The 21,721-nt window shown below is 38.0% G+C and carries 20 protein-coding genes and 4 tRNA genes; 20 read left to right on the forward strand and 4 right to left on the reverse strand.

Going from position 1 to position 21,721, the window contains the following annotated elements; all coding sequences use genetic code 11:
• Window positions 1-6 precede the first annotated feature (6 nt).
• The 6 genes from PPA04_RS06605 (at window position 7) to PPA04_RS06630 (ending at window position 3,367) form a co-directional block, all read left to right on the forward strand.
• Window positions 7-80: transfer RNA gene (locus tag PPA04_RS06605), tRNA-Trp, on the forward strand.
• A 6-nt stretch (window positions 81-86) separates the two neighbouring features.
• Window positions 87-159, forward strand: a tRNA-His gene (locus PPA04_RS06610).
• Between the two features lie 55 nt (window positions 160-214).
• A tRNA-Leu gene (locus PPA04_RS06615) sits at window positions 215-300 on the forward strand.
• A gap of 119 nt (window positions 301-419) precedes the next feature.
• A tRNA-Cys gene (locus PPA04_RS06620) sits at window positions 420-490 on the forward strand.
• A 406-nt stretch (window positions 491-896) separates the two neighbouring features.
• Window positions 897-1,325 carry a CopY/TcrY family copper transport repressor gene (locus PPA04_RS06625; protein WP_057784609.1) on the forward strand — a complete coding sequence of 143 codons (429 nt, stop codon included), beginning with the start codon at window positions 897-899 and terminating at the stop codon, window positions 1,323-1,325.
• Entirely contained in the window at window positions 1,322-3,367 is a 2,046-nt protein-coding gene (locus tag PPA04_RS06630; RefSeq protein ID WP_057784610.1) for a heavy metal translocating P-type ATPase, read from the forward strand. The genes PPA04_RS06625 and PPA04_RS06630 overlap by 4 nt, the downstream gene beginning before the upstream one ends.
• Before the next feature lie 48 nt (window positions 3,368-3,415).
• Here the strand turns inward: PPA04_RS06630 and PPA04_RS06635 are convergent, their stop codons facing one another.
• Entirely contained in the window at window positions 3,416-3,925 is a 510-nt protein-coding gene (locus PPA04_RS06635; protein ID WP_057784611.1) for a hypothetical protein, read from the reverse strand.
• Window positions 3,926-4,073: 148 nt separating this feature from the next.
• Between PPA04_RS06635 and PPA04_RS06640 the strand changes: the two genes are divergently transcribed.
• The 5 genes from PPA04_RS06640 to pepF all read left to right on the forward strand — a co-directional run bounded on the left by PPA04_RS06640 (window position 4,074) and on the right by pepF (window position 9,436).
• Window positions 4,074-4,814: an MBL fold metallo-hydrolase gene (locus PPA04_RS06640; protein ID WP_057784612.1), complete on the forward strand. Its 741-nt coding sequence runs from the start codon at window positions 4,074-4,076 to the stop codon at window positions 4,812-4,814.
• Between the two features lie 331 nt (window positions 4,815-5,145).
• Window positions 5,146-5,544, forward strand: a complete 399-nt coding sequence (gene spxA / locus PPA04_RS06645) for a transcriptional regulator SpxA (RefSeq protein WP_057784613.1) — start codon at window positions 5,146-5,148, stop codon at window positions 5,542-5,544.
• Window positions 5,545-5,668: 124 nt separating this feature from the next.
• On the forward strand, window positions 5,669-6,382 hold the full coding sequence (locus PPA04_RS06650) for an adaptor protein MecA (protein ID WP_057784614.1): 714 nt from the start codon (window positions 5,669-5,671) through the stop codon (window positions 6,380-6,382).
• Between the two features lie 100 nt (window positions 6,383-6,482).
• Window positions 6,483-7,592 carry a competence protein CoiA gene (locus PPA04_RS06655; RefSeq protein WP_057784615.1) on the forward strand — a complete coding sequence of 370 codons (1,110 nt, stop codon included), beginning with the start codon at window positions 6,483-6,485 and terminating at the stop codon, window positions 7,590-7,592.
• Window positions 7,593-7,633: 41 nt separating this feature from the next.
• Window positions 7,634-9,436: an oligoendopeptidase F gene (gene pepF, locus PPA04_RS06660; RefSeq protein WP_057784616.1), complete on the forward strand. Its 1,803-nt coding sequence runs from the start codon at window positions 7,634-7,636 to the stop codon at window positions 9,434-9,436.
• A gap of 81 nt (window positions 9,437-9,517) precedes the next feature.
• On the opposite strand, the gene PPA04_RS06665 is transcribed toward pepF, so the two are convergent.
• Entirely contained in the window at window positions 9,518-10,132 is a 615-nt protein-coding gene (locus PPA04_RS06665) for a DsbA family protein (protein ID WP_057784617.1), read from the reverse strand.
• Window positions 10,133-10,407: 275 nt separating this feature from the next.
• Here PPA04_RS06665 and yjbM point away from each other — a divergent pair, with 275 nt between their 5' ends.
• The 4 genes from yjbM to mgtE are packed head-to-tail and all read left to right on the forward strand — an operon-like array spanning window position 10,408 to window position 14,136.
• Complete coding sequence (gene yjbM, locus PPA04_RS06670; RefSeq protein ID WP_057784618.1) at window positions 10,408-11,058, forward strand: GTP diphosphokinase; 651 nt, start codon at window positions 10,408-10,410, stop codon at window positions 11,056-11,058.
• Window positions 11,059-11,063: 5 nt separating this feature from the next.
• Window positions 11,064-11,870, forward strand: a complete 807-nt coding sequence (locus PPA04_RS06675; RefSeq protein WP_057784619.1) for an NAD kinase — start codon at window positions 11,064-11,066, stop codon at window positions 11,868-11,870.
• Window positions 11,860-12,765, forward strand: coding sequence for an RluA family pseudouridine synthase (locus tag PPA04_RS06680; protein WP_057784620.1), 906 nt, complete (start codon window positions 11,860-11,862; stop codon window positions 12,763-12,765). The genes PPA04_RS06675 and PPA04_RS06680 overlap by 11 nt, the downstream gene beginning before the upstream one ends.
• 18 nt (window positions 12,766-12,783) lie before the next feature.
• Window positions 12,784-14,136 carry a magnesium transporter gene (gene mgtE / locus PPA04_RS06685; RefSeq protein ID WP_057784621.1) on the forward strand — a complete coding sequence of 451 codons (1,353 nt, stop codon included), beginning with the start codon at window positions 12,784-12,786 and terminating at the stop codon, window positions 14,134-14,136.
• Between the two features lie 63 nt (window positions 14,137-14,199).
• On the opposite strand, the gene PPA04_RS06690 is transcribed toward mgtE, so the two are convergent.
• Together PPA04_RS06690 and PPA04_RS06695 are read right to left on the reverse strand one after the other, a co-directional pair.
• Complete coding sequence (locus PPA04_RS06690) at window positions 14,200-14,841, reverse strand: copper homeostasis protein CutC (RefSeq protein WP_057784622.1); 642 nt, start codon at window positions 14,839-14,841, stop codon at window positions 14,200-14,202.
• Between the two features lie 22 nt (window positions 14,842-14,863).
• Window positions 14,864-15,889 (reverse strand): lactonase family protein, encoded by a 1,026-nt coding sequence (locus tag PPA04_RS06695; protein ID WP_057784623.1) that lies wholly within the window; start codon window positions 15,887-15,889, stop codon window positions 14,864-14,866.
• 140 nt (window positions 15,890-16,029) lie between these two features.
• Between PPA04_RS06695 and PPA04_RS06700 the strand changes: the two genes are divergently transcribed.
• From PPA04_RS06700 to PPA04_RS06720, 5 genes are all read left to right on the forward strand, one after another.
• A complete protein-coding gene (locus tag PPA04_RS06700; RefSeq protein WP_057784624.1) occupies window positions 16,030-16,386 on the forward strand; it encodes a PTS glucitol/sorbitol transporter subunit IIA in 357 nt (118 codons plus the stop codon).
• Window positions 16,387-16,480: 94 nt separating this feature from the next.
• Entirely contained in the window at window positions 16,481-17,551 is a 1,071-nt protein-coding gene (locus PPA04_RS06705; RefSeq protein WP_147206766.1) for an AI-2E family transporter, read from the forward strand.
• A 130-nt stretch (window positions 17,552-17,681) separates the two neighbouring features.
• Window positions 17,682-18,527, forward strand: a complete 846-nt coding sequence (locus PPA04_RS06710) for a methyltransferase domain-containing protein (RefSeq protein WP_057784626.1) — start codon at window positions 17,682-17,684, stop codon at window positions 18,525-18,527.
• Between the two features lie 232 nt (window positions 18,528-18,759).
• On the forward strand, window positions 18,760-19,272 hold the full coding sequence (locus tag PPA04_RS06715; protein ID WP_057784627.1) for a tRNA (cytidine(34)-2'-O)-methyltransferase: 513 nt from the start codon (window positions 18,760-18,762) through the stop codon (window positions 19,270-19,272).
• A gap of 44 nt (window positions 19,273-19,316) precedes the next feature.
• Entirely contained in the window at window positions 19,317-21,638 is a 2,322-nt protein-coding gene (locus PPA04_RS06720) for a DNA translocase FtsK (RefSeq protein WP_057784628.1), read from the forward strand.
• The last annotated feature ends 83 nt before the right edge of the window (window positions 21,639-21,721 follow it).

Consider the following 21,721-nt stretch of genomic DNA (forward strand, 5'->3'; position numbering starts at 1 on the left):
AATGATAGGGATATAGTTTAATGGTAGAACTACGGTCTCCAAAACCGTCGATGTGGGTTCAACTCCTACTATCCCTGCCATTGATGGCGGTAGTGGCGAAGTGGTTAACGCACCGGATTGTGGCTCCGGCACGCGTGGGTTCGATTCCCACCTACCGCCCTAAGGATTTCATTTGTTATCCTTGAGGTTTATAATTAACATAACCAGATTAGATGCCGCTGTGGCGGAATTGGCAGACGCGCTGGACTCAAAATCCAGTTCCCTTTACCGGGAGTGTGGGTTCGACCCCCACCGGCGGCATTATAATGCAAATTCTTAATTTGCAATTTGTAGTGAACAAGGCGCGATATATCAGCATTATTTGATGCCTTTAGGCAGAATGTTGGGTATTGCGTTTTTAGTTTGGTACGAGTTTATATGGCGGTATAGCCAAGTGGTAAGGCAGAGGTCTGCAAAACCTTCATCACCGGTTCAAATCCGGTTACCGCCTTCAAATTAGTGAGCATGAATAAAAGAGGAATTCAGCCTTTAAAGTTGAATTCCTCTTTTTGAATTGTAATTTTTTATTTTTCATTTAACTTTATAATTTTACGAATACTCATGATAATATCGGTAAAATCATAGGCTGCAAAAATTGTAATAATCCATCGATAACCATTCGATGAATCTGTTGTTAGCAAAAAATACATAAAGAATATGCCAAATAGGAGATCCAAAATCATATTAATCAGCATTGCTCGTGTAACCTTAATTTTCATAAAAAGACCTTTCTCAATTCATACGTTAACTCAATCATATCACAAAATAATTTTTTAATGCAGCTTCTCCTTGACAATTTACGTTTACAAATGTAATCTAATAAATGAAGATTACGTTTGTAAACGGGAGGAATTGAAATGACAGAGGAATTGCCGATTACCACTTCTGAGTGGGAAGTTATGCGTATCATCTGGACACTAGGTGAAGCTACTAGTACGGAAGTAATTCAATTATTAGTAAAGAAGCGTGATTGGAAGGCATCAACAGTTAAAACTTTGATTGGTCGCTTAATGCAAAAACAAATGTTAACTGCCAAAAAAGAGGGGCATTCAAACATTTATCAATGCACAATTTCTGAGCGGGTTGCAATGCAAAGAGAAGCCACGCGCCTGTTTCAAAATATGTGTGCAATGAAAAACGGCGAAGTGTTGGCACAACTTGTTAGTGAGATTCAGTTAAGTAAGACGGATATAGAAAAATTGCAAGCAGTGTTAGCGGATAAAATTAAAGATGCACCAGACGAGGTTGCATGTAACTGTCTGCCAAAGGAGGAAACTAGAGAATGAATCATTCAAAAATGAAAATGGAAATGAACAATGGTGAAATGGACATGGATATGGATCAAGATATGATGAATCATGGTGGTCATATGATGCATATGGGAAACTTAAAGCAAAAATTCTGGATATCTTTAATTTTGACAATTCCCATTATTCTAATGAGTCCAATGATGGGGATGAACTTGCCATTTCAATTTACGTTTAACGGATCTGATTGGATTGTTGCAATTTTAGCTACGGTACTGTTTTTCTATGGTGGGAAACCATTTTTTAGCGGCGCAAAAGGAGAATTACAAGCCCGTCAACCTGCCATGATGATGTTGATTGCGATGGGGATTTCAGTTTCTTATATTTATAGCATCTATGCGTTTGTTGCTAACGACATTCTTAAAATTCAACCCCAAAAAGAAAGCTTTTTCTGGGAACTATCAACGCTGATTGTGATTATGTTACTTGGACACTGGATTGAAATGAATGCAGTCATGCATGCTGGAAGTGCCGTTGATGCATTAGGAAAGCTCTTACCAGATGAGGCACATCTTGTATTAGATGACAGAGTTCAAGAAATTAAGAGCTCTGAAATAAAGGAAACCCAAATCATACAAGTACGCGCCGGTGAAAAAATTCCGGCCGATGGAGTCTTAGTTTCGGGTGAATCTAGTGTAAACGAAGCTATGGTTACTGGTGAAGCTCAGCAAGTCACAAAAAAAGTTGGTAACAATGTGATTGGTGGTTCAATTAATGGGGATGGCACGTTTGAATTTAGAGTGACTGGAACAGGGGAAACAGGTTATTTAGCGCAGGTCCAAAAGCTAGTTTCAAATGCCCAAGAAAACAAATCAAAGGTTGAAAATATGGCTGATCGGGTGGCTGGATGGTTATTCTATGCTGCCTTGGCTATTGGTATTATTGCATTTATAACATGGACAACAATTAGTGGTCTTTCAATGGGACTTTCCATTGCAGTAACCGTGTTGATTATTGCTTGCCCACATGCTTTAGGTCTTGCTATCCCACTCGTAACTGCACGTAGTACCGCATTGGCGGCCAATCATGGTCTTCTAATTCGTAATCGTGATGCGATGGAGTCTATTAAAAAAATTAACTATGTTTTAATGGATAAAACAGGAACTTTGACGGAAGGACAATTCAAAGTTCATCATGTGGAAAGTTACCAATCAAATTTAAGTAATGATGAAGTTTTACGGCTAATGGCGGCATTGGAAGCAGATTCGAGTCATCCAATGGCTATTGGAATTTTAAACGAGGCTAAACATAAAAAAATTTCGTTACCAAGTGTCAAAAAAACAAGTCAAATTACAGGTGCTGGGTTAAAGGGAACAATTGATGGAAAAGAATATAAACTGGTTTCAGCAACTTATTTAACTGAGCAAAACATTGACTTTAACGAACAAGGGTTTGAAAAATGGGCTAAGGAAGGCAATTCAGTTGCTTACCTCATTCAAAATCGAGAAATAATTGGGATGATTGCTGAAGGAGATCAGATTAAGGCGACTGCCAAACGCGCAATTCAGGCGTTTAAGGACATGCAAATTCAACCGGTTATGTTGACTGGTGATAACGAACAAGTGGCTTCAGTGGTGGCTCACGAGCTTGGTATTTCAAACTATCATGCTCAACTACATCCTGAAGATAAGCAAAAAATCATTACTGAATACCAGAAAAAGAGAAATTACGTTATGATGGTTGGCGATGGGGTCAACGATGCACCAAGTTTAGCCAAGGCTGATATTGGTATTGCAATTGGCTCTGGAACGGATGTTGCAATTGATTCAGCCGATATTATTCTAGTCAAAAGTGATCCAATGGATATTGTCAGTTTCATTAAACTAGCCAAGAATACACACAGTAAAATGATGCAAAATCTTTGGTGGGGGGCTGGATATAACCTGATCGCTATTCCATTAGCAGCAGGGGTCTTAGCTTCACTAGGATTTATGTTGGATCCAATGGTTGGGGCTGCAATCATGTCCATGAGTACAATTATCGTGGCAATTAATGCAATGACTTTAAAAGTTCAAAATTAAAAACTGCGTAAATTAAGGATGAAAGTCCTGAAGTTTACGCAGTTTTTGTTAAGATTCCAAACTATGAAGTTGATAGGCAGTGTAATTAGAGTCGTGATAATTATATGCACCACTATCACTGTATATTTTGAACGGTTCATAACTTTCAGAACGCCGCCAAATTGAGTAGTCAGAGTCCAATTGCCAAATAGTTAAAAGTACTCGCTCATTCGGCCTTTTTTGAGGTTGCAGGACAAATAAATCGTTTAGGCCCAGTGGTAGACGTTCAGGTGTTGCAAGTTGTGAAATTTTGGCATCCAAGACCTTAATTTCTTCTTTAGAAAGCGTCATAAAGGAAAAACGATAGAATCCGTTCCAACTGAAATTACCGGTGTGAAATTTCACCCGATAAATTAACGGGTTGGCAAAAACAGAAGGATCGCCTGAAACATCTAGTAACTGTAAGTCATTGTGGATTGAAGTGCTGGAAAGTGTAATAAATTGTCGGTCCGGATTGTTTTTTTCAATTTGTTTTAAAACTGGCCAACTGCCAAATGTTGATGAAATTTTATCGACCATAGTAATCCCTCCAATATGTTTACGTCTTTATTATACCTTGTTCCACCCAAATTATGAAAAGGTTTTCTCTTTCAAACAGAATATGTTAGATTAGAGAGGAGGGTATCCCGGAATGGAATGCTAAGCTTAAGCGAAGGAGACTATGAAAATGAAATTAACAGTATTAGGTTATTATGGTGGTTTTCCATGGAATGGTGACGGAACTAGTGCTTACTTAGTGCAATCAAACGGTTTTAATTTACTTTTAGACTGTGGGAGTGGGGCTTTATTAACTTTGGAAAAAGTGTTAGATCCCTTGCAGTTAGACGCGGTTTTGCTCTCGCATTATCATCATGATCATACCGCAGATGTTGGTGTTTTACAGTACTTTTGGCAATTAAAAACGGGATCCAAAAAGGTTCCCATTTTGCCAATTTATGGACATACGCAAGATCCCTTAAATTTTGGTGCATTGACTTGGCCAGGGGCAACAATTGGAAAAAGTTACAGTGCAGATCAAGCTTTGAATATAGGTCCCTTTAAGATCACATTTTTACAAACCCATCATCCGGTGGCAGCGTTTGCAGTACGGATAGAAGAAGTTGCAACTCACAAAGTACTTGTCTTTACTTCTGACACCGCCTATTTTCCAGAGTTAGCAGACTTTGCAGAAAAAGCCGATTTATTAATGACTGATACAAACTTTTATGCGGATAAAGAAGGTAAGAAGTGGCATATGACTTCAACTGAATCTGGTGAAGTTGCTAAGAATGCAAATGTGAAAAATCTTTTGTTAACCCATTTACCACAATCGGGTAATTTGGATAATTTGGTGACAGAGGCCAAAAGAAAAGTGGGAACAGATGTTCAAGTGATGCGTGCTTCAAAACTCTTTGAATACACGGTTTAGCACCACGAATTTAAAATTGGTATAGGTGATAAAAAGGCAGAAAATTATCATGATTTTAACATTTTATCATTATTAAATATTATTGAAATCAATTAGAAAATAATTAAGAAGAGTTCGTGAACAAATTAACTATATGCGTGTTTTTGCTATATTACTCTGACTAGTTGAACAAAAATAATCATTATGTCAATCAACAGTTTACAAAAAGTAAGAACTTTTTCGAAAAAACTATAGCTTTAATTTTAGAATCAGGTTATAATAGTCATTGTAAAGAAATTGCACTTGCTTAATATTTAGCACAATTTGGTTCGATTGCTAAGGAGGAAAAAATATGGTTACTTTATATACTTCACCAAGTTGCACATCTTGCAGAAAAGCGCGGGCTTGGTTAAAAGAAAACAACATTCCTTTTAAGGAACGTAATATTTTTTCCGAACCATTGACAATGGATGAGATTAAATCAATCCTGAGAATGACTGAAAATGGAACGGAAGAAATCATTTCAAAACGTTCTAAAGTATTTCAAAAACTTAATATTAATCTTGATGAATTACCATTACAAAAACTATTTGATTTAATTCAAAAAAATCCAGGTCTGCTTCGTCGACCAATTATTTTGGATGAAAAGCGGCTTCAGGTAGGCTATAACGAAGATGAAATTCGTCGTTTCTTACCTCGTGATGTTCGGGCTTATGAACTTCGTGAAGCACAACGTTTAGCGGATTTGTAAAATAAAAGATAGGTTAATTGCAAAAAGTTAGATTTGTGGGATAATATCCATGAATCTAATTTTTTATTGGGTTCTGTTGTGACGCACAACAGATAAATGTAACGAGAGGTTGGGGGTGCGAACGATGGAAATGGAACGAATAAATGATGATACGATTCGAGTCTTAATCGGTAACGATGATTTGACTGAACGTGGAATTACGGTCCTTGATTTATTAGGAAGTCACAAACAAATAGAAGATTTTTTCTATAGTATTTTACAAGAGGTAGATACGGATCATCAATTTCAAGAAAATGATGCCGTTACTTTCCAAGTATTACCTAACCGAAATGGATTAGAGCTCTTTATCAGTAAAAACGCTGATATGAAGGGAAATTCAAAAGTAAGTTCTGATAATAATACGTTTAATATAAGCAATGAAGATGATGTTTCAGAGTTCTTAAAGCATCAGTTGATTCAGCATGATAGTGATGATAACAGAAAACAAGCACAGACTAAGGATTCTAGTCCGGCTGATTTGGACCCATATCTGAATGACCCAGATACACATACGCAAGAGTTTGTTTTGAAGTTACCAAGTTTTGAAAGTATGCCGGAAATTGCGCGAGTGCTCCGTTTGGATAGTGCGGCATCTAATTTATTTAAATATAAAGGTGATTACTATTTGGATCTAATTTTCTTTGTCGATGAATCAAGTCCGGAAACCGTAAAGAACGAGTTAGCAATTGCCTATGAATATGCTGATGCTTCAGATGTTACTGCTGATGTTTTGCATGAACATGGTCAAGAGATAATGAGTCAAAGCGCTTTGGAATTAACCAGACACTATTTCAAATAATCAAATAGAATGATGCTAACTTAAAAGTTGGTGTCATTTTTTTATTTTGAAGGAAAATTAGGCCTTTTTTGACGTATCTTCTTTTTAGAGGGGGATGCTGATGTTTGTTGCAAACGATCAAGATAAAAGTGTTTTGGCAGCCGATGCCCATCATAAAATAACGTATACTTGTCCAGGATGTGGTCAATCTGTCATTTTAAGACAAGGACAAATGCGGCTTTCTCACTTTGCTCATCATGCAGGTGCCGATTGTCATCTATTTAGTGAAGGGGAGACAAAGGCTCATTTAGCCGGGAAAACACGAATCTTTAATTGGTGCCGTCAAAATCACCTAGCAGTTAAGCTAGAGGCTTATTTACCAAGACTAAAACAACGACCTGATATTTTGGTCTACTGGCACCATCACTGGACTGCAATCGAGTTTCAATGCAGCCCAATTTCGTTTGAAAAGTTAGTAGAACGAACACAAGGCTATCGAACACATGGGTACAAGGTTTGGTGGATCCTAGGGCCAACCTATTTAGCACACAAATTGACGTTAGAAAAAGTTTCAAAATTTGCGTATTTTCAAAAAAGCCTTTCGTTATTTGTTTCGTTCTACGATCCGCAAAATGATCAATTTTTGATTCGCCATCATATTACTCAAGATTTATTTGGAAAACTAAAATGGCAAGATTATGTTTTTAATCCCTCTAAAAAAGCATTTACTGAGTTATTCCATCAAGGTGGAAAGCAGAAACCAAATTTTAAACAAGATAGCTACCGTGAAGCAGTTCTTTTACAACATCAGTTGTTGGGGAGATGTTCAGATGCACGGTTAAAACGAGTTCAGTTTATTTGTTATACACATCATTTGAATTTAGCAGGTTGCCCTTGGATCGTTCATGATCAAAATTTTAAATTACCAACTGGGAAAAAGATTCCATTGGAAGTGAAAATTGAATTCTTATTAAAACTTCAGCTCTGGCAAAAACAGTTTGTTTCGTATTCTTTGTTAGCAACCTGGTATCGGGAGGTGACTGAAGGGAATCCGTTCCAACTTGCTAATGTGACGCGGCCGCAACTCAATATTGAATTAAACTTCCAACAATTTGTGCAAAACTTACTTTCCGACCACGTTTTAAAAACGGTTCAAAAACAATATCAAATTATGGTGCTGCCACGCTGGTACACTGACATTACTCAAAAACTTCGTCATTTTCCGGATTAATGTGCTAAAGTAGGTTTAATTTAAACTAGGAGGAAATTTGAATGGCAGAGATAAAACAGTTACCGAAACGTAGTGATGTGCCAGTTGAGTTAACGTGGGATTTAACCACAATTTTTAAGGACGATCGAGCCGTGAAAACGGCAATGACACAATTGAAAGTAGGGGTACAAGCTGTACTAACCCAACAAGGAAAGCTACAAGATAGTGCCCAAAATTTACTAAAAGTGATTCAAGACGAACTAAATGTTCAAAACCAATTGGAACATTTATTTGTTTATGCAGAGTTAAAAAATGATCAAGATACTGGGGACAACACAAATCAGGGCTTAAAAGACCAAATCACGGGACTAGTAGCAAAAGCTTCTGCTCAATTAGCTTGGATTGAACCTGAAATTTTGGCAATTCCAAATCAAAAACTGACTGAGTTTCAAAATAATGAATCAGAGTTAAAACCATATGAACATTTCTTAGCTGTTTTGCGGTTAAAGAAGGATCATGTGTTATCCGCAAAAGAAGAAGCCATATTAGCAGGTGCGAGTTCCATTTTTGGTTCCTCTGAAAAAGTGTTTGGAATTTTGGATAATTCGGATTTGAAATTTCCATTTGTGAAAAATTCGGCTGGTCAAACGGTACAGCTTTCACAAGGGATGTATTCAACTTTGCTTCAATCAACAAACCAAGTAGTTCGAAAGCAAGCTTTTGAGCAGTTATACGCTGTCTATGAGCAATTTAGAAATACATTTGCCGCAACCTTATCAGGTGAAGTTAAGGTGCATAATTTTAATGCACAAATTCGCGGTTTTAAAGATGCCCGGCAGGCTGCCATGAGTGAAAATACCATCCCAGACGCCGTGTATACTAACCTAGTCACTGAAGTGAATTCACATCTAGATTTGTTGCATCGGTATGTTGGTTTGAGAAAGAAAATTCTTAATTTAAAAGAAATGCATATGTACGATCTGTATACGCCGATTACTGGGAAATCGCCATTAAGCTACACTTATCAAAAGGCCCAAACTGAAGCTAAAGAAGCTTTGCAGATCATGGGTGATGATTATGTGAGTCATGTTGATGAAGCCTTCAAAAATCGCTGGATTGATGTAGTTGAAAATCAAGGAAAGCGCAGCGGGGCATATTCTTCAGGTGTCTATGGTACAAATCCGTTCATGTTGTTAAATTGGCAAGATGATTTAGACAATTTGTTTACTTTGGTTCATGAAATGGGTCATAGTATGCATACGTATTACACTACCCACAATCAGCCTTATCAATATGGCGATTATGCAATTTTTGTGGCTGAGATAGCCTCCACTACAAACGAGAACATTTTGACATCATATTTATTGGATAAGTATGATGATCCACAAATTAAACTCTATGTTTTGAACCATTATTTAGATGACTTCAAGGGGACTGTTTATCGTCAGACTCAATTTGCTGAGTTTGAACAATTTATTCATGAAGCGGATGCAAAGGGAGAGCCATTAACGGCCGAAATGATGTCAAATTACTATGGTGATCTAAATCATCGTTATTATGGGGATGCAGTGATTAACGATGATCAAATTAAATCTGAATGGACACGAATCCCGCATTTTTATTATAATTTTTATGTTTATCAGTATGCAACAGGGTTTGCAGCGGCTTCCTCACTGGCAAACGGGATCACAACACATCAGGCTCATGCGCGGGAAAATTATTTAAACTATTTAAAATCTGGTAGTTCTGATTTTCCACTGAATGTTATGAAAAAAGCTGGCGTAGATATGACTCGAAAGGCCTATTTAGAAGACGCCTTTGCGGTTTTTGAGAAGCGTTTAAACGAGTTTGAAAGTTTGTTATAAAAATAAAGAGTTTTCCAACAATAGCGATTTTATAGCCGTAATTGTTGGAAGACTCTTTATTTAATAAGTACCTGATATAAGTTATAGAACATGGGGAAATGCGATGGATGCATGGGAAAAACTAATGGAATCCGCCAGGGGACATTCGGTATCTTGACAAATTTGTTGTAGGATACTGTCATTGAAGTCCTCAACCAAAATCCCACAATCATCACCATCGTCATTGAAAATAACGGCGGAAGGAGAAACTAAAACATTCATTTCTGAAGCCGTTTGTTGATCAGCTTTGAAAGAATCCTGTGCTAATTGTGAACGCCGGTCGGCTTCAAACATCTCCATGTCAAGGTTGGCAATTTGACCAATTTTTGTACCCAAATTTTTAGAGTAGCAAATATTTTTTGTGGTGATTTCTTTTTGAATTAATTTTAAGAAATTACGTCCATGACGCTTACATTGGAATAAAGCTGCCTTATAATCAAGGATTACATGATACATATCCTCGGATAATTCGTTGTAAGACTGATAACTTGTGTTAGCTTCACTGTGAAGATAGTTTTGCACAATTTGCATATTTAACATGGGAATAATCTGGAAACTAACCTTTTGATCCACGTTATGAACAAAGTCCATCATAACTTTTTCAGATTGCATACACTGTTCACCCCATGGTGTCACGAACAAATAGACGTCAAGCATTGAGTTTTCCTCCATCAAAACTAATTTCAGTTTTTAATTTTTTGTTTAAGTATTTATAAAAGACAACAATATAAACTTTACCAAATTTTGAAAAAATATCAAACAAATTGTTTTCAGTAATCTAAATTCAGCTGTATCTTAGCGCATTTTAACTGGAAAGGTAAAGAAATCTGCCCTTAATAATAGATTAGAAATGAAGAACAGCGTTTGAGCAGATTAACAATGACTTTTATGCTAAAATTAATAGTAGTGTTTTAAAAAGTGAGGCAAGATACGTGATTGATAATTGGGAACAGTTCTTATTACCATATAAACAAACCGTTGATGAACTGAAAATTAAATTACGCGGTATTCGCAAACAATTTCAAAATGATGACCAACAAAGTCCCATTGAATTTGTAACAGGACGTGTTAAGCCAGTTTCTAGTATTAAAGAAAAAATGGTGCGCCGTCAGGTTAGAGAAGATCGATTAGAACAGGATATGCAGGATATTGCCGGTGTTCGTGTCATGTGTCAATTTGTGGAAGATATCTATCAAGTGGTGGATTTACTTCGAAAAAGGACTGACATGACCATTATTGAAGAACGCGATTATATCAATAACGAAAAACCAAGTGGTTATCGCTCATACCATATTGTGGTGGAATATCCAGTTCAATTGATTTCTGGGGAAAAGAAAATTTTAGCAGAAATTCAAATCAGAACTTTAGCCATGAATTTTTGGGCAACAATTGAACATTCTTTGAATTATAAATATCAAGGAGAGTTTCCCAAGGAATTGAGTGATCGTTTACAAAGAGCATCAGAAGCAGCATTTTCGTTAGACGAAGAAATGTCTGAAATTAGAGAAGAGATTCAGGAAGCACAGAAACTATTCTCTCGTGAACGTTCAGACCATAATATGTATGGATCACATAAGGACTGATAAAAATGAAAGTAGCTGTTTATAGTAAACAAGCAAATAATGCACAAGATGTAGCAGATAAACTAATTGAAAAATTAAAAAAAAACCATATTCCTATTGATCGTGAACGACCAGATATTGTGGTTACTGTAGGCGGTGACGGGACGTTGTTATCCGCATTTCAGTACTATCAAACTCAGTTGGAAAATGTTCGCTTTATTGGTGTTCATACTGGGCATTTAGGCTTTTATACTGATTGGCGTGACTACGAGCTTGATGACCTAATTTCGGCGATTAAAGCTGATAACGGGGAATGTGTGGGTTATCCAATCCTAGATATTGATGTCACTATGGTTGGTGAAACAATACCAATTCGTTATCATGCGGTCAATGAGTCTACAATCAAAAAAGTTTCGTCAACGCTAGTAGCAGATGTTTACTTTAAAGATCGTTTTTTTGAACGCTTTCGAGGTGACGGCCTTTGTATTTCAACACCAACTGGATCAACGGCCTATAATAGGTCAGTGGGCGGTGCAGTTGTTCATCCGCAGCTAGAAGTGCTTCAAATGGCTGAAATTGCATCCATCAATAATCGCGTTTTTAGAACTTTAGGCGCTTCTATTATTTTAGCACCTGACGAATGGATTACATTACGTCCGGCACATGGTGGGGACTTTAACTTCACAGCTGATCAAGTTAATATATTTGATGCACCAATTGAACAAATCAAATACCGAATTGGAGAACAAAAAATTAATTTTGCCAAATACCGGCATACTGATTTTTGGGGTCGCGTTCGAAACGCATTTATTGGAGATGGCAATGAAGTTTAATTGGCAAGTAAACGTAGAAAGTCCGGAGAAGATCCGAACTTTTTTATATCAAAAAGGCATTTCACGGACTTTGTTAAAAGGAATTAAATTTCATGGCGGCAGTATCGAACTGAATCATAAACCAGCCCGAGTGATTGAAAAGGTTGACAATGGAGATTTGCTCACTTTATTCCTTCCTCCAGAGATTTCAAATGAGCATGTCTCAATTTCAAATGAGCCGATTGAGATTTGCTATGAGGATGATCATTTTTTGGTGGTTAATAAACCAGCGTATCTGGCGACGGTGCCTTCGCATCTATATGCCAACGACACTTTGGTAAATCGTGTAAAAGGTTATTATAAACGACAAAAGTATGAAAGCTTGGTTACTCATGTAGTGACACGGCTTGATCGAGATACTTCTGGATTGGTCATTTTTGCAAAACATCATTTTGCACATTCTGTGTTAGATAAAGAACTCAAAAAGCATCAAATTAAAAAAATTTATATTGCGATTGTACAGGGCCACATGCAGCAAACACATGGCCTCATTGATTTACCAATTGTACGTGAAGAAGGGTCGTTTATTCGTCGGCAGGTTGCTATGTTAGGAACGGGGCGCCGTTCGGTAACTGAATATTGGGTAACCAAATCATTGAGAGATGCGACACTGCTTCGTGTTAGGTTACATACTGGTAGAACGCATCAGATTAGGGTTCACTTTTCTGCCCTGCATCACCCTTTGGTGGGGGATGTTTTGTATGGTGGAAGTTGTAGTGGTTATATGCAACGTCAGGCGCTCCATTGTGCCTCAGTTTCATTTTTCAATCCCTTTTTAAATCGGCAAATTACAGTTTCAGCACCATTGCCAAGGGACGTAGTCGCCTATTTGGAACAAGAATCTCGTAGACAATAGTGTCGAGGAGGACGAATTATGACGGAAGAACTCGAACAAATTAAAGTGGCTTTAGAGGCTACCTTAAATAAACGGAGTCGAAAAAAGTTTCGTAGACTATTTTTGAGTTTACATGGCTACGAACAAAGTCAAGTTTTTGCCGAATTTGATGTCATGCAAAGAAAGTTAATTTATACGTTTTTAACACCTGAAGAATTGGCAAATGTTTTTGATGATACTGAAGAAGATCCCGTTGAAGCTAGTAAGTATTTGGCAGAAATGCCTTTACCTTACGTTGCACGTTTATTGGGCGAAATGTATACCGATAATGTGGTTGATATTTTAGCCGAAATGAGCCCAATTCAACGACGTAAATACTTAAATTTGCTACGTGGTGATGAGGCAAAACAGGTTCGTGATTTGATTCATTATGAAGATGAAACTGCGGGATCATTGATGACGACTGAGTACATTGCCGTTACTGATCAGCAAACAATCGGTAGCGCAATGCAACAAGTTAAACAGGAGGCTCAGGATGCTGAGCTGATTACTTATATTTATGTGATTGATGATCAAGGAATTCTAGTGGGGGTTCTCTCGGTTCGTGATTTAATAACTCATCAAGACGATGAAAAAATTGCTGATATTATGATCACGCGTGTTTTGGCGGTTGATGTTAACGAGGACCAAGAGACCATTGCTGAGCAAGTTCGTGATTATAACTTTGTAGCGATACCAGTTGTCAATGCGGCCGAAAAAATGGTCGGAATTATTACGGTTGATGATATTATTGATGTTATTGATGAAGAATCTGCCGAAGACTATTCTCGTCTAGCTGGTGTGGATACCGAGAGTATCTCCCATAATCCGTTCCAGACCGCATTAAAACGATTACCATGGCTAATCACACTTTTGTTTTTGGGGATGTTGACTGCAACTTTAATCAATCACTTTGAAGGACTGTTATCGGAAGTGAGCGTTTTGGCAATCTTCATTTCGTTAATTACTGGAACGGCAGGAAATGCAGGTACTCAAAGTTTAGCGGTCGCTGTGCGCCGGTTAGCAACTAATAACCATTTGAAAATTTGGCGGCTAATTCTAAATGAAGTTGCAACTGGTATTATCATTGGTGTGATCACAGGCATTTGCGTTTGGATAATGGTTGGTCTTTGGAAACAGAATCTTTTGTTGGGTGGCGTTGTTGGAGCTGCAATGGCAAGCGCAATTTTTGTTGCCAATCTAGCAGGAAGTTTGATTCCAATTGGGATGGAAAAGCTGGGTGTGGATCCAGCTGTCGCAAGTGGACCATTTATTTCGACTCTTAGTGATTTGACCAGTGTATTAATTTACTTCAATATTGCACAATATTTTTTGCAAATGTTTGTTAACTAAAAAAATGTGGACAGTTCATCGATTTCTCAATGGATTGTCCACATTTTTTTAGTTCGCTTAATTTTAAAGAACGCCAACGATGCGTGTACCATGAGCTTCATTAACGCTTAATTCTTGTGTGACATCTCTTACATTTTGTGCTGTAATTCCGCCACCAGGAAGAATAATTAAGCGGCCATTAGCTTGCTTGATTGTTTGTTTTAAATTTGTATAGTTATCAGTAATTGCCGTGTCTAATGCTCCACCGTGGGTTAAAATTCGATCAATTCCGGCATCTGCAAGCCAATCAATGGCCGCTGATTGCTTATCCGCTGGGATCGCATCAAAAGCCATATGAAAGGTAATCTGCATGCCACCTGCTGCCGCAATTAACATTTCTAAGGCATCGGTGTCTAGGCTGCCGTCTTTGTCTAAAGCACCAAAAACAACACCGTCAACACCTAATTCTTGAGCCTGAAACACATCAGCTTCCATAATTTTGAGTTCTGTGTCTGTATAAATAAAGTTACCGCCGCGGGGACGAATCATGGCCATTACGGGTACATGGTGTTCACTGGCATACTTTTGAGTTTCTGCCATAACGCCCTTGCTGACGGTCGTTCCACCAACTGCTAAGTTGTCGCATAGTTCTAATCGGTTGGCGCCAGATCGAATTGCAGATGGCACTTTGGTGAAATTTTCTAAAGCAACTTCTTTAATGATCATTGTTAAACTCCTTGAATTGGTTTTAGTTAAATAAAACGCAAACGCCTTCTGGAACCGCAACATCTTTTTCTAATAGACTAAGTTTTCCAGTTTCTTTTGATCGTGAAAAGAGGGTTGCATTGTCAGTATTTTGGTTGACACAAACCACAAAGCTTTCACTTGGGTCTAAAGAAAAATCGCGTGGAAAACTACCTTCGACCGAAATGTTTTGAATTAAGGAAAGGGAACCATCAGAACTAATTTTGAAAACAGCTAACGAGTCATAACCACGATTTGAAACATAGACAAAATGGTCATCAGAACTAATTTTAATAGCTGCAGCACCGTTATGAGCGTCCCAGGTTGCTGGAATGGTACTGATTGTTTGAACGTGACTGAATTTACCTGTTTGTTGATCGTAGTCTAAGACTTCCACTGCACTGCCAAGTTCACCAGCTAAATAGGCTTTTGAACCATGATGAGCGAAGACAATGTGCCGAGGGCCAAATCCCGCCTTTGTTTTGTAACGAGCAATTTCTGATAGCTTACCATCATCAGAAACATCATAAGTATAAACTTCATCAGTTCCCAAATCACAAACGACTAAACGATTATCCGGAGTTAAGTCGCTAAAATGGACATGAGCGCCATCAGCTTGTTCAGGTTTAGGACCTTTACCGGTATGAGTGACCACATCAGTTTGCTGCAAAGTGCCATCCGCTTGGATCTTGTAAACGGTTATAGTAGCCAAATGGTAATTGGAACTGTATACAAGTTGACGTTTCTCATCAACCGACACGTATGCAGGAGAATTTCCTGGGGTAACCGCATGTTGCACAACTTCAGCAGGTTCATGGTTAAGATCAATAGCTGCCAAACCACCATCTGTTTGTTTTTGATCAACTGTGTAAAGAAAATTACGATTAGATTTTGCGACGTAGGTTGGGTTACCAAGTTTGGCAACAAGTTGCAAATCTTTAAGTGATTTAGATTCTGTATCGAGGGTCATTTTATAGACACCTTGACTTGATTTTTTTGTATATGTTCCGATGAAAAATGATTTTTTCAAAATAAAGGCCTCCTTATATGCTCTAATACAAAATTATAGCACATTTTGAAAAATGACTGCGTGCGCTTCCATTTTCTTTATATCACGATTGGGACTATGCTACAATGTAAGCAACAATTGATTATGAGGAGAGGGTAAATATGATTACGTCTGAAGTTATTGAAATTGGACCTAATGCGATTGTGGAAAACGATCCGTTAGTCATTTTATTTGGACCAGAGGCGACAAGCAATTTGAAGGATGTGGCTGTGATTCAAAAATTTGCAAAACAGCCTTTAGAGCTCAATTTAAGACGAGGATCACAAATTAAGATTCGTGATCATACTTACAAAGTTACTTTTTGTGGGAAGTTGGTTAATGCTAATCTTCAAGGGGTTGGGCATGCCACCCTTTGTTTTGAACCTGTACCTGATACACCATTAGAAAGTGCCATATATTTGTCACCGGAAAAGTTCCCAGGATTTTCCGTAGGTGACAAAATAACCTATATCTCTTAAGGATCGCGTGGTGATTTTCTTGAAAACAACGAAAGATAATTGGCGTACTTGGTTTACCAAATTAGTTTTAAATAATCGAATTGTGGTTAATCTCATGATTATTTTACTGTTGCTGTTGATTATCCAGGTTTTTTCTAAAGTGACTTGGTTCTTCCAACCGATAAGTGATTTTGCTGATATTGTGGGATTACCAATTGTTTTAGCTGGGGTGCTGTTTTATTTATTTAATCCACTAATTGATTGGGTGGAAAAAAAGTTTCGTATTAATCGTGTCTGGACGATTAGTGGGTTGTTTGTGGTTATCATTTTACTTCTAGTCTGGGGAGTTGTGGCGTTAATTCCGGTGGTTCGCAATCAGGCAACGGACTTTCTAAAAAATTGGCCGGACTATTGGAATCATTTGGTTAATCAGTTAGAAACTTGGTTGAATGATCCACGAATGGGACAATTTCAAAAAGAATTTGATCAATTAACTAAGTCCACTACCAGTTCGTTTTCTAAATGGGCCAGTTCGATTGCTAATCACACTTTTACGTCAGTTAGTGGTGTAATTAGTTCGGTTACAAAAATTATCGTTGGGTTAATTACAATGCCGTTTATTTTATTTTATTTATTGAAAGACGGTCATCGATTACCCAAATATTTAGCACATTTTCTGCCCATCCAAAAGAGGAAAGGATTTATCGAGCTTCTTGATGAGATTAATGGAAAATTGAGTGGTTATATCCGTGGTCAGCTAATTGTGGCGTTTTGTGTTGCAGTCATGTTTTTCGTGGGATACGCGATCATTGGACTAAAATTTGCGCTAACGCTAGGAATTGCTGCAGGAGTCTTGAATTTGATTCCGTACCTGGGATCCTTCCTTGCAATGGTTCCCTCAATTGTATTGGCAGCATTTATTTCTCCATGGATGTTAGTTAAAGTCTTGATTGTGTTTGCCATTGAACAAACAATTGAGGGGCGGTTGATTTCACCGTTGATTTTGGGTACCAACTTGGCTATTCATCCAGTCACTATCTTAATCGTTTTACTAGCTTCTGGACGAATGTTTGGGGTTTTAGGAGTCATTTTTGGAATTCCCGTCTATGCAGTGGGTAAAGTTGTTTTAACGCATTTGTTTCGCTGGTATAAACGTCAAAATGGTGGATATGAAGAAAAGACTTAATTTGTAGACTTAAACGGGTTTGACCAAAAACTTGTTTAAGTCTTTTTATTCGGATCGGACCTCGGTCACGAGGCGTGGTATATTTAAGGGGCAGATTTTAACCAGACCATGAATTTGAGAGGAAATCGTTTTGAAAAAAAGAGAAAAAGGATTGCAATTTATCGAACAGCATCTGGATTTGTTTCAGTGTCCCGTGTGTCAATGCGGATATGAACGGGTAGAATCTGGAAGTATTATTTGTCCAAATGGCCATAGCATTGATGTTTCAAAAAAAGGTACTTTATATTTTCTTAATCATGCCGTAACCAGTGAATATGATTCCGAAATGTTGGCGTCTCGACGGCGCATTTTAACTGCTGGTTTATTTGATCCAATTTGCGAGGAATTTTCTCGGTATATGGGAGAAAATGAAATGATTTTGGACATTGGTTCTGGGGAGGGAACGCCATTAAAAAGAACCTTGTCCTTACTTAAAAATGCAACAGCAATTGGTTTTGATATTTCAACTGCGGGAATTAATTTAGCCACCCAACTGAATAGTGAGGCGTTTTTCTGTATTGCTGATTTGGCAAACTTACCGTTTAATCGTGCGCAATTTACGACGATTCTGGATCTTTTTTCACCCTCTGCCTATTCCGAATTTCACCGCGTGTTAAGACCTGGTGGTCAAGTTTTGAAAATTGTGCCAAATGCCAATTATTTAGGTGAGTTGCGCCAGTTGTTGTATGATAAATCTAGTCAACATGCAGTTTATCAAAATGATCAGGTTGTTGACTTATTTGAAAAGCACTTTCCTAATGCGCAAAGCAAACGGCTCACTTATACTTTTGAATTTGACGCGGATTTACTTTCTGATTTGATTCAAATGACACCTTTACATTGGGGTGCTACTCCAGAAACAATTAAAAAGGCCAAAAATTCAAAACTCGATCATATTACAGTGGATGTGACATTACTAAAGGGAGTCACAGCCTAAGTTAAAGGGATTTGTGAGTTTGCATTATCCATTTGTTGGTGTTAATATTTACTTAAGAAATCGGTTGCTGTTTGACATCGAGAGATCGTTGGCAAGCCGCAAGTTGTACTTCATTTAACGTAGAAGCTCGCCGTGCCTACACCGAGTGTCTACGCTTTTTTTGTTGTTTAGAGAAATTCATAGCTGTATGATATCTTTTGAGTAGCTAATAATTAATGAGAGTGAGATAAAAATGACAAATCATATTGTGCTTTTTGAACCATTAATGCCTTCAAACACTGGTAACATTGCCAGAACCTGTGCAGGGACAGATTCTGTGCTTCACTTAATAAAACCGCTTGGCTTTTCAGTAGATGATAAGCATCTGAAACGCGCAGGATTAGATTATTGGAAAGATGTTGATCTGGTATACCATGAAAATCTTCCAGAATTTATTGAATCAGTACCAGATGTAAATAATTTATATTTGGTTTCTAAATTTGCAGATCATGATTATACCGATGTTGATTATTCCGATAGTCAACAAGATCATTATTTCTTGTTTGGCAAAGAAACGACAGGACTACCTGAACCTTTTATGCGTAAGTATCCAGAAAAAGCCATTAGAATTCCGCAAGATGATGACCATATCCGTGCTTTAAACTTGTCCAATAGTGTTGCCATCGTGATCTATGAAGCATTGCGACAACAGTCGTTTCCAAATTTACAACGGGTTCACCAGTATGAAAATGATAAACTCAAATAAAACGTTGAGTTAGCCTTAAAATTTACTAGAAAGGAGGATCACTAGTGGCTGCAAAGAAAAAATCAACGAATCGTCGAAAAAGAAGACGATCAAGCAAAAAAAAGTGGCAAAATTTTTTTGAGTCTAAATATTTTTTAGGCGGTGTCTTTGTTTTACTATCTTTAATTGGCTATTTCTCTCTGGGTTATGTGGGCATTTTGGTTACCAATATTTTTCGGTTATTTGTGGGAGATACTTTTCAATTTTTAATTGTGGTATTTGGACTCTATGGACTTATCCTATTATTTACCGGCAAAGAACCGAAATTGAAGGGACACGTTCACTATTTGACGGGTCTTGGCCTGGCCTATCTGGGAGTAATTCTGATTATGACAACTCGTTTCTTTGAACAAACTAATCAGCATAATCACTTCATTGTGACGACATGGCATGCTTTAGAGGACGCATTTAAATACGCTTCAATTGGTGAACCGGTTGGTGGTGGAATCATAGGTAGCGTCCTGTATACCATAACTGATTTTTGTTTTTCCGAAATTGGTAGTTTGTTTCTAGGCGGTCTCTTAGTGATACTGGGTGTTGCAATTTTCTTCGGTATTCCAATGGATAAAGTGTTGCAAACAATTGCTGTGGCAGTAAAGAAATCAGTAGTTACTCTTAAAGCTGGTTTAATGCATGGTGGGGAAGCTATTCAAAGTTGGTGGAACCATCGAGAAAAAAGATTAAAACAAGTTAGTGACACCCCTAAATCATTACCAAAGGCTCACGGAACGGGCAATACGATGACTGGTAAAGAGTTAATGGCAGAACAAACACCTGTTGTTAAGGAAATCAAACAACCGGATATTCGCATTGCGTCTGAGCATGAACAACCAAGGGCTAAAAAAGAACCTGTGTCGGAAGTTAAGGACGAAACAGCTTTTCAAAATACTGAGGAATTAGCTAATCCCAATTATAAATTGCCCAGTCCAGAACTTTTGACAACAATTCCTAAGACCGATCAAAGTCAGGAATATAAAACGATTCAAAAAAATACAAAGATTTTGCAACAAACCTTAACCAGTTTTGGAGTGAAGGCTACGGTTAAAAGTGTTAGTTTGGGTCCTTCGGTTACTGAATATGAGTTACACCCAGATATTGGTGTTAAGGTGAGCAAGATTGTCGGGTTGGCGGATGATATTGCATTGGCACTAGCAGCTAAAGACATTCGAATTGAGGCACCAATTCCAGGTAAATCACTAATTGGAATCGAAGTTCCTAATACAGAGATTTCAACGGTTTCTTTCAGGGATATTATTGAATCTCAACCGGCGCACCCGGACGCAATCCTGCAAGTGCCAATTGGTCGTGATGTCTCCGGAAATTTAGTTTTGGCGGATTTGGTTCGTATGCAGCATTTGTTAATTGCTGGAGCAACTGGTAGTGGTAAATCAGTCATGATTAATGTGATCATTACAAGTCTTTTGATGAATGCTCGACCAGATCAAGTGAAATTTATTTTGATTGATCCTAAAAAAGTGGAGTTGGGAATTTATAAGGATATTCCACATTTATTGACACCCGTTGTGACAGATCCGAAAAAAGCAGCACGAGCCTTGCATAAGGTGGTGGCCGAAATGCAGCATCGTTATGATCTGTTTGCCGAGAGTGGCCAAAAGAATATTAAGACTTATAATCAATATATTTCCGAAGAAAATAAAAAAGATGGAAAAAATCGGCCACATTTGCCATACATTGTGGTTGTGGTTGACGAATTAGCAGATTTGATGATGGTGGCACAAAATGCGGTAGAAGATGCCATCATTCGATTAGCACAACTTGCACGAGCGGCAGGAATCCATATGATTATTGCGACTCAGAGGCCATCAGTTGATGTTGTGACTGGACTGATTAAGGCAAATGTTCCATCTAGAATTGCATTTGCTGTTGCGAGTGGCACAGATTCTCGGACGATTATTGATTCAAATGGCGCTGAAAAGCTGCTGGGGCGTGGCGATATGCTTTATTATCCAATGGGAAAGAGCAAGCCTGAGCGGGTCCAAGGTGCATTTGTGTCGGATAAAGATGTGAAGGCCGTTGTTGAATTTGTGAAAAAACAGCAGAAGGTTTCGTATGATGATGCGTTGATTGTGACAGACGAGGAAGCCAGGATGGATGAGCAGTCAACAAGTAATGAAAAGGACGAGTTGTACGATGAGGCAGTTGCTTTGGTGACGGAAATGCAAAAGGCAAGTACCTCGATGTTGCAGCGGAGGTTTAGAATTGGTTATAACCGAGCGGCAAGAATTATAGATCAGCTAGAGGCAAATGGTGTCATTGGTCCGCAGGATGGTAGCAAGCCACGGCAGGTGTTTAATAAAAAAGAGTGAGCGAGATAAAACGATAAGCCACAAAATATAGCGTTGCACCGAAGGCGGGAGAATTCCCGCGGTAGGTGTGGCGCTATATTTTG

Source organism: Pediococcus parvulus, assembly GCF_007990205.1.
Lineage (GTDB): Bacteria > Bacillota > Bacilli > Lactobacillales > Lactobacillaceae > Pediococcus > Pediococcus parvulus.

Coding starts and splice junctions, on each gene's coding strand:
- PPA04_RS06715 (WP_057784627.1), top strand. CDS start 18,760: ATGACAAATCATATTGTGCTTTTTGAACCATTAATGCCTTCAAACACT.
- mgtE (WP_057784621.1), top strand. CDS start 12,784: ATGACGGAAGAACTCGAACAAATTAAAGTGGCTTTAGAGGCTACCTTA.
- PPA04_RS06690 (WP_057784622.1), bottom strand. CDS start 14,841: ATGATCATTAAAGAAGTTGCTTTAGAAAATTTCACCAAAGTGCCATCT.
- pepF (WP_057784616.1), top strand. CDS start 7,634: ATGGCAGAGATAAAACAGTTACCGAAACGTAGTGATGTGCCAGTTGAG.
- PPA04_RS06675 (WP_057784619.1), top strand. CDS start 11,064: ATGAAAGTAGCTGTTTATAGTAAACAAGCAAATAATGCACAAGATGTA.
- PPA04_RS06630 (WP_057784610.1), top strand. CDS start 1,322: ATGAATCATTCAAAAATGAAAATGGAAATGAACAATGGTGAAATGGAC.
- PPA04_RS06700 (WP_057784624.1), top strand. CDS start 16,030: ATGATTACGTCTGAAGTTATTGAAATTGGACCTAATGCGATTGTGGAA.
- PPA04_RS06680 (WP_057784620.1), top strand. CDS start 11,860: ATGAAGTTTAATTGGCAAGTAAACGTAGAAAGTCCGGAGAAGATCCGA.
- PPA04_RS06625 (WP_057784609.1), top strand. CDS start 897: ATGACAGAGGAATTGCCGATTACCACTTCTGAGTGGGAAGTTATGCGT.
- PPA04_RS06650 (WP_057784614.1), top strand. CDS start 5,669: ATGGAAATGGAACGAATAAATGATGATACGATTCGAGTCTTAATCGGT.
- PPA04_RS06655 (WP_057784615.1), top strand. CDS start 6,483: ATGTTTGTTGCAAACGATCAAGATAAAAGTGTTTTGGCAGCCGATGCC.
- PPA04_RS06665 (WP_057784617.1), bottom strand. CDS start 10,132: ATGCTTGACGTCTATTTGTTCGTGACACCATGGGGTGAACAGTGTATG.
- PPA04_RS06635 (WP_057784611.1), bottom strand. CDS start 3,925: ATGGTCGATAAAATTTCATCAACATTTGGCAGTTGGCCAGTTTTAAAA.
- spxA (WP_057784613.1), top strand. CDS start 5,146: ATGGTTACTTTATATACTTCACCAAGTTGCACATCTTGCAGAAAAGCG.
- PPA04_RS06705 (WP_147206766.1), top strand. CDS start 16,481: ATGATTATTTTACTGTTGCTGTTGATTATCCAGGTTTTTTCTAAAGTG.
- PPA04_RS06640 (WP_057784612.1), top strand. CDS start 4,074: ATGAAATTAACAGTATTAGGTTATTATGGTGGTTTTCCATGGAATGGT.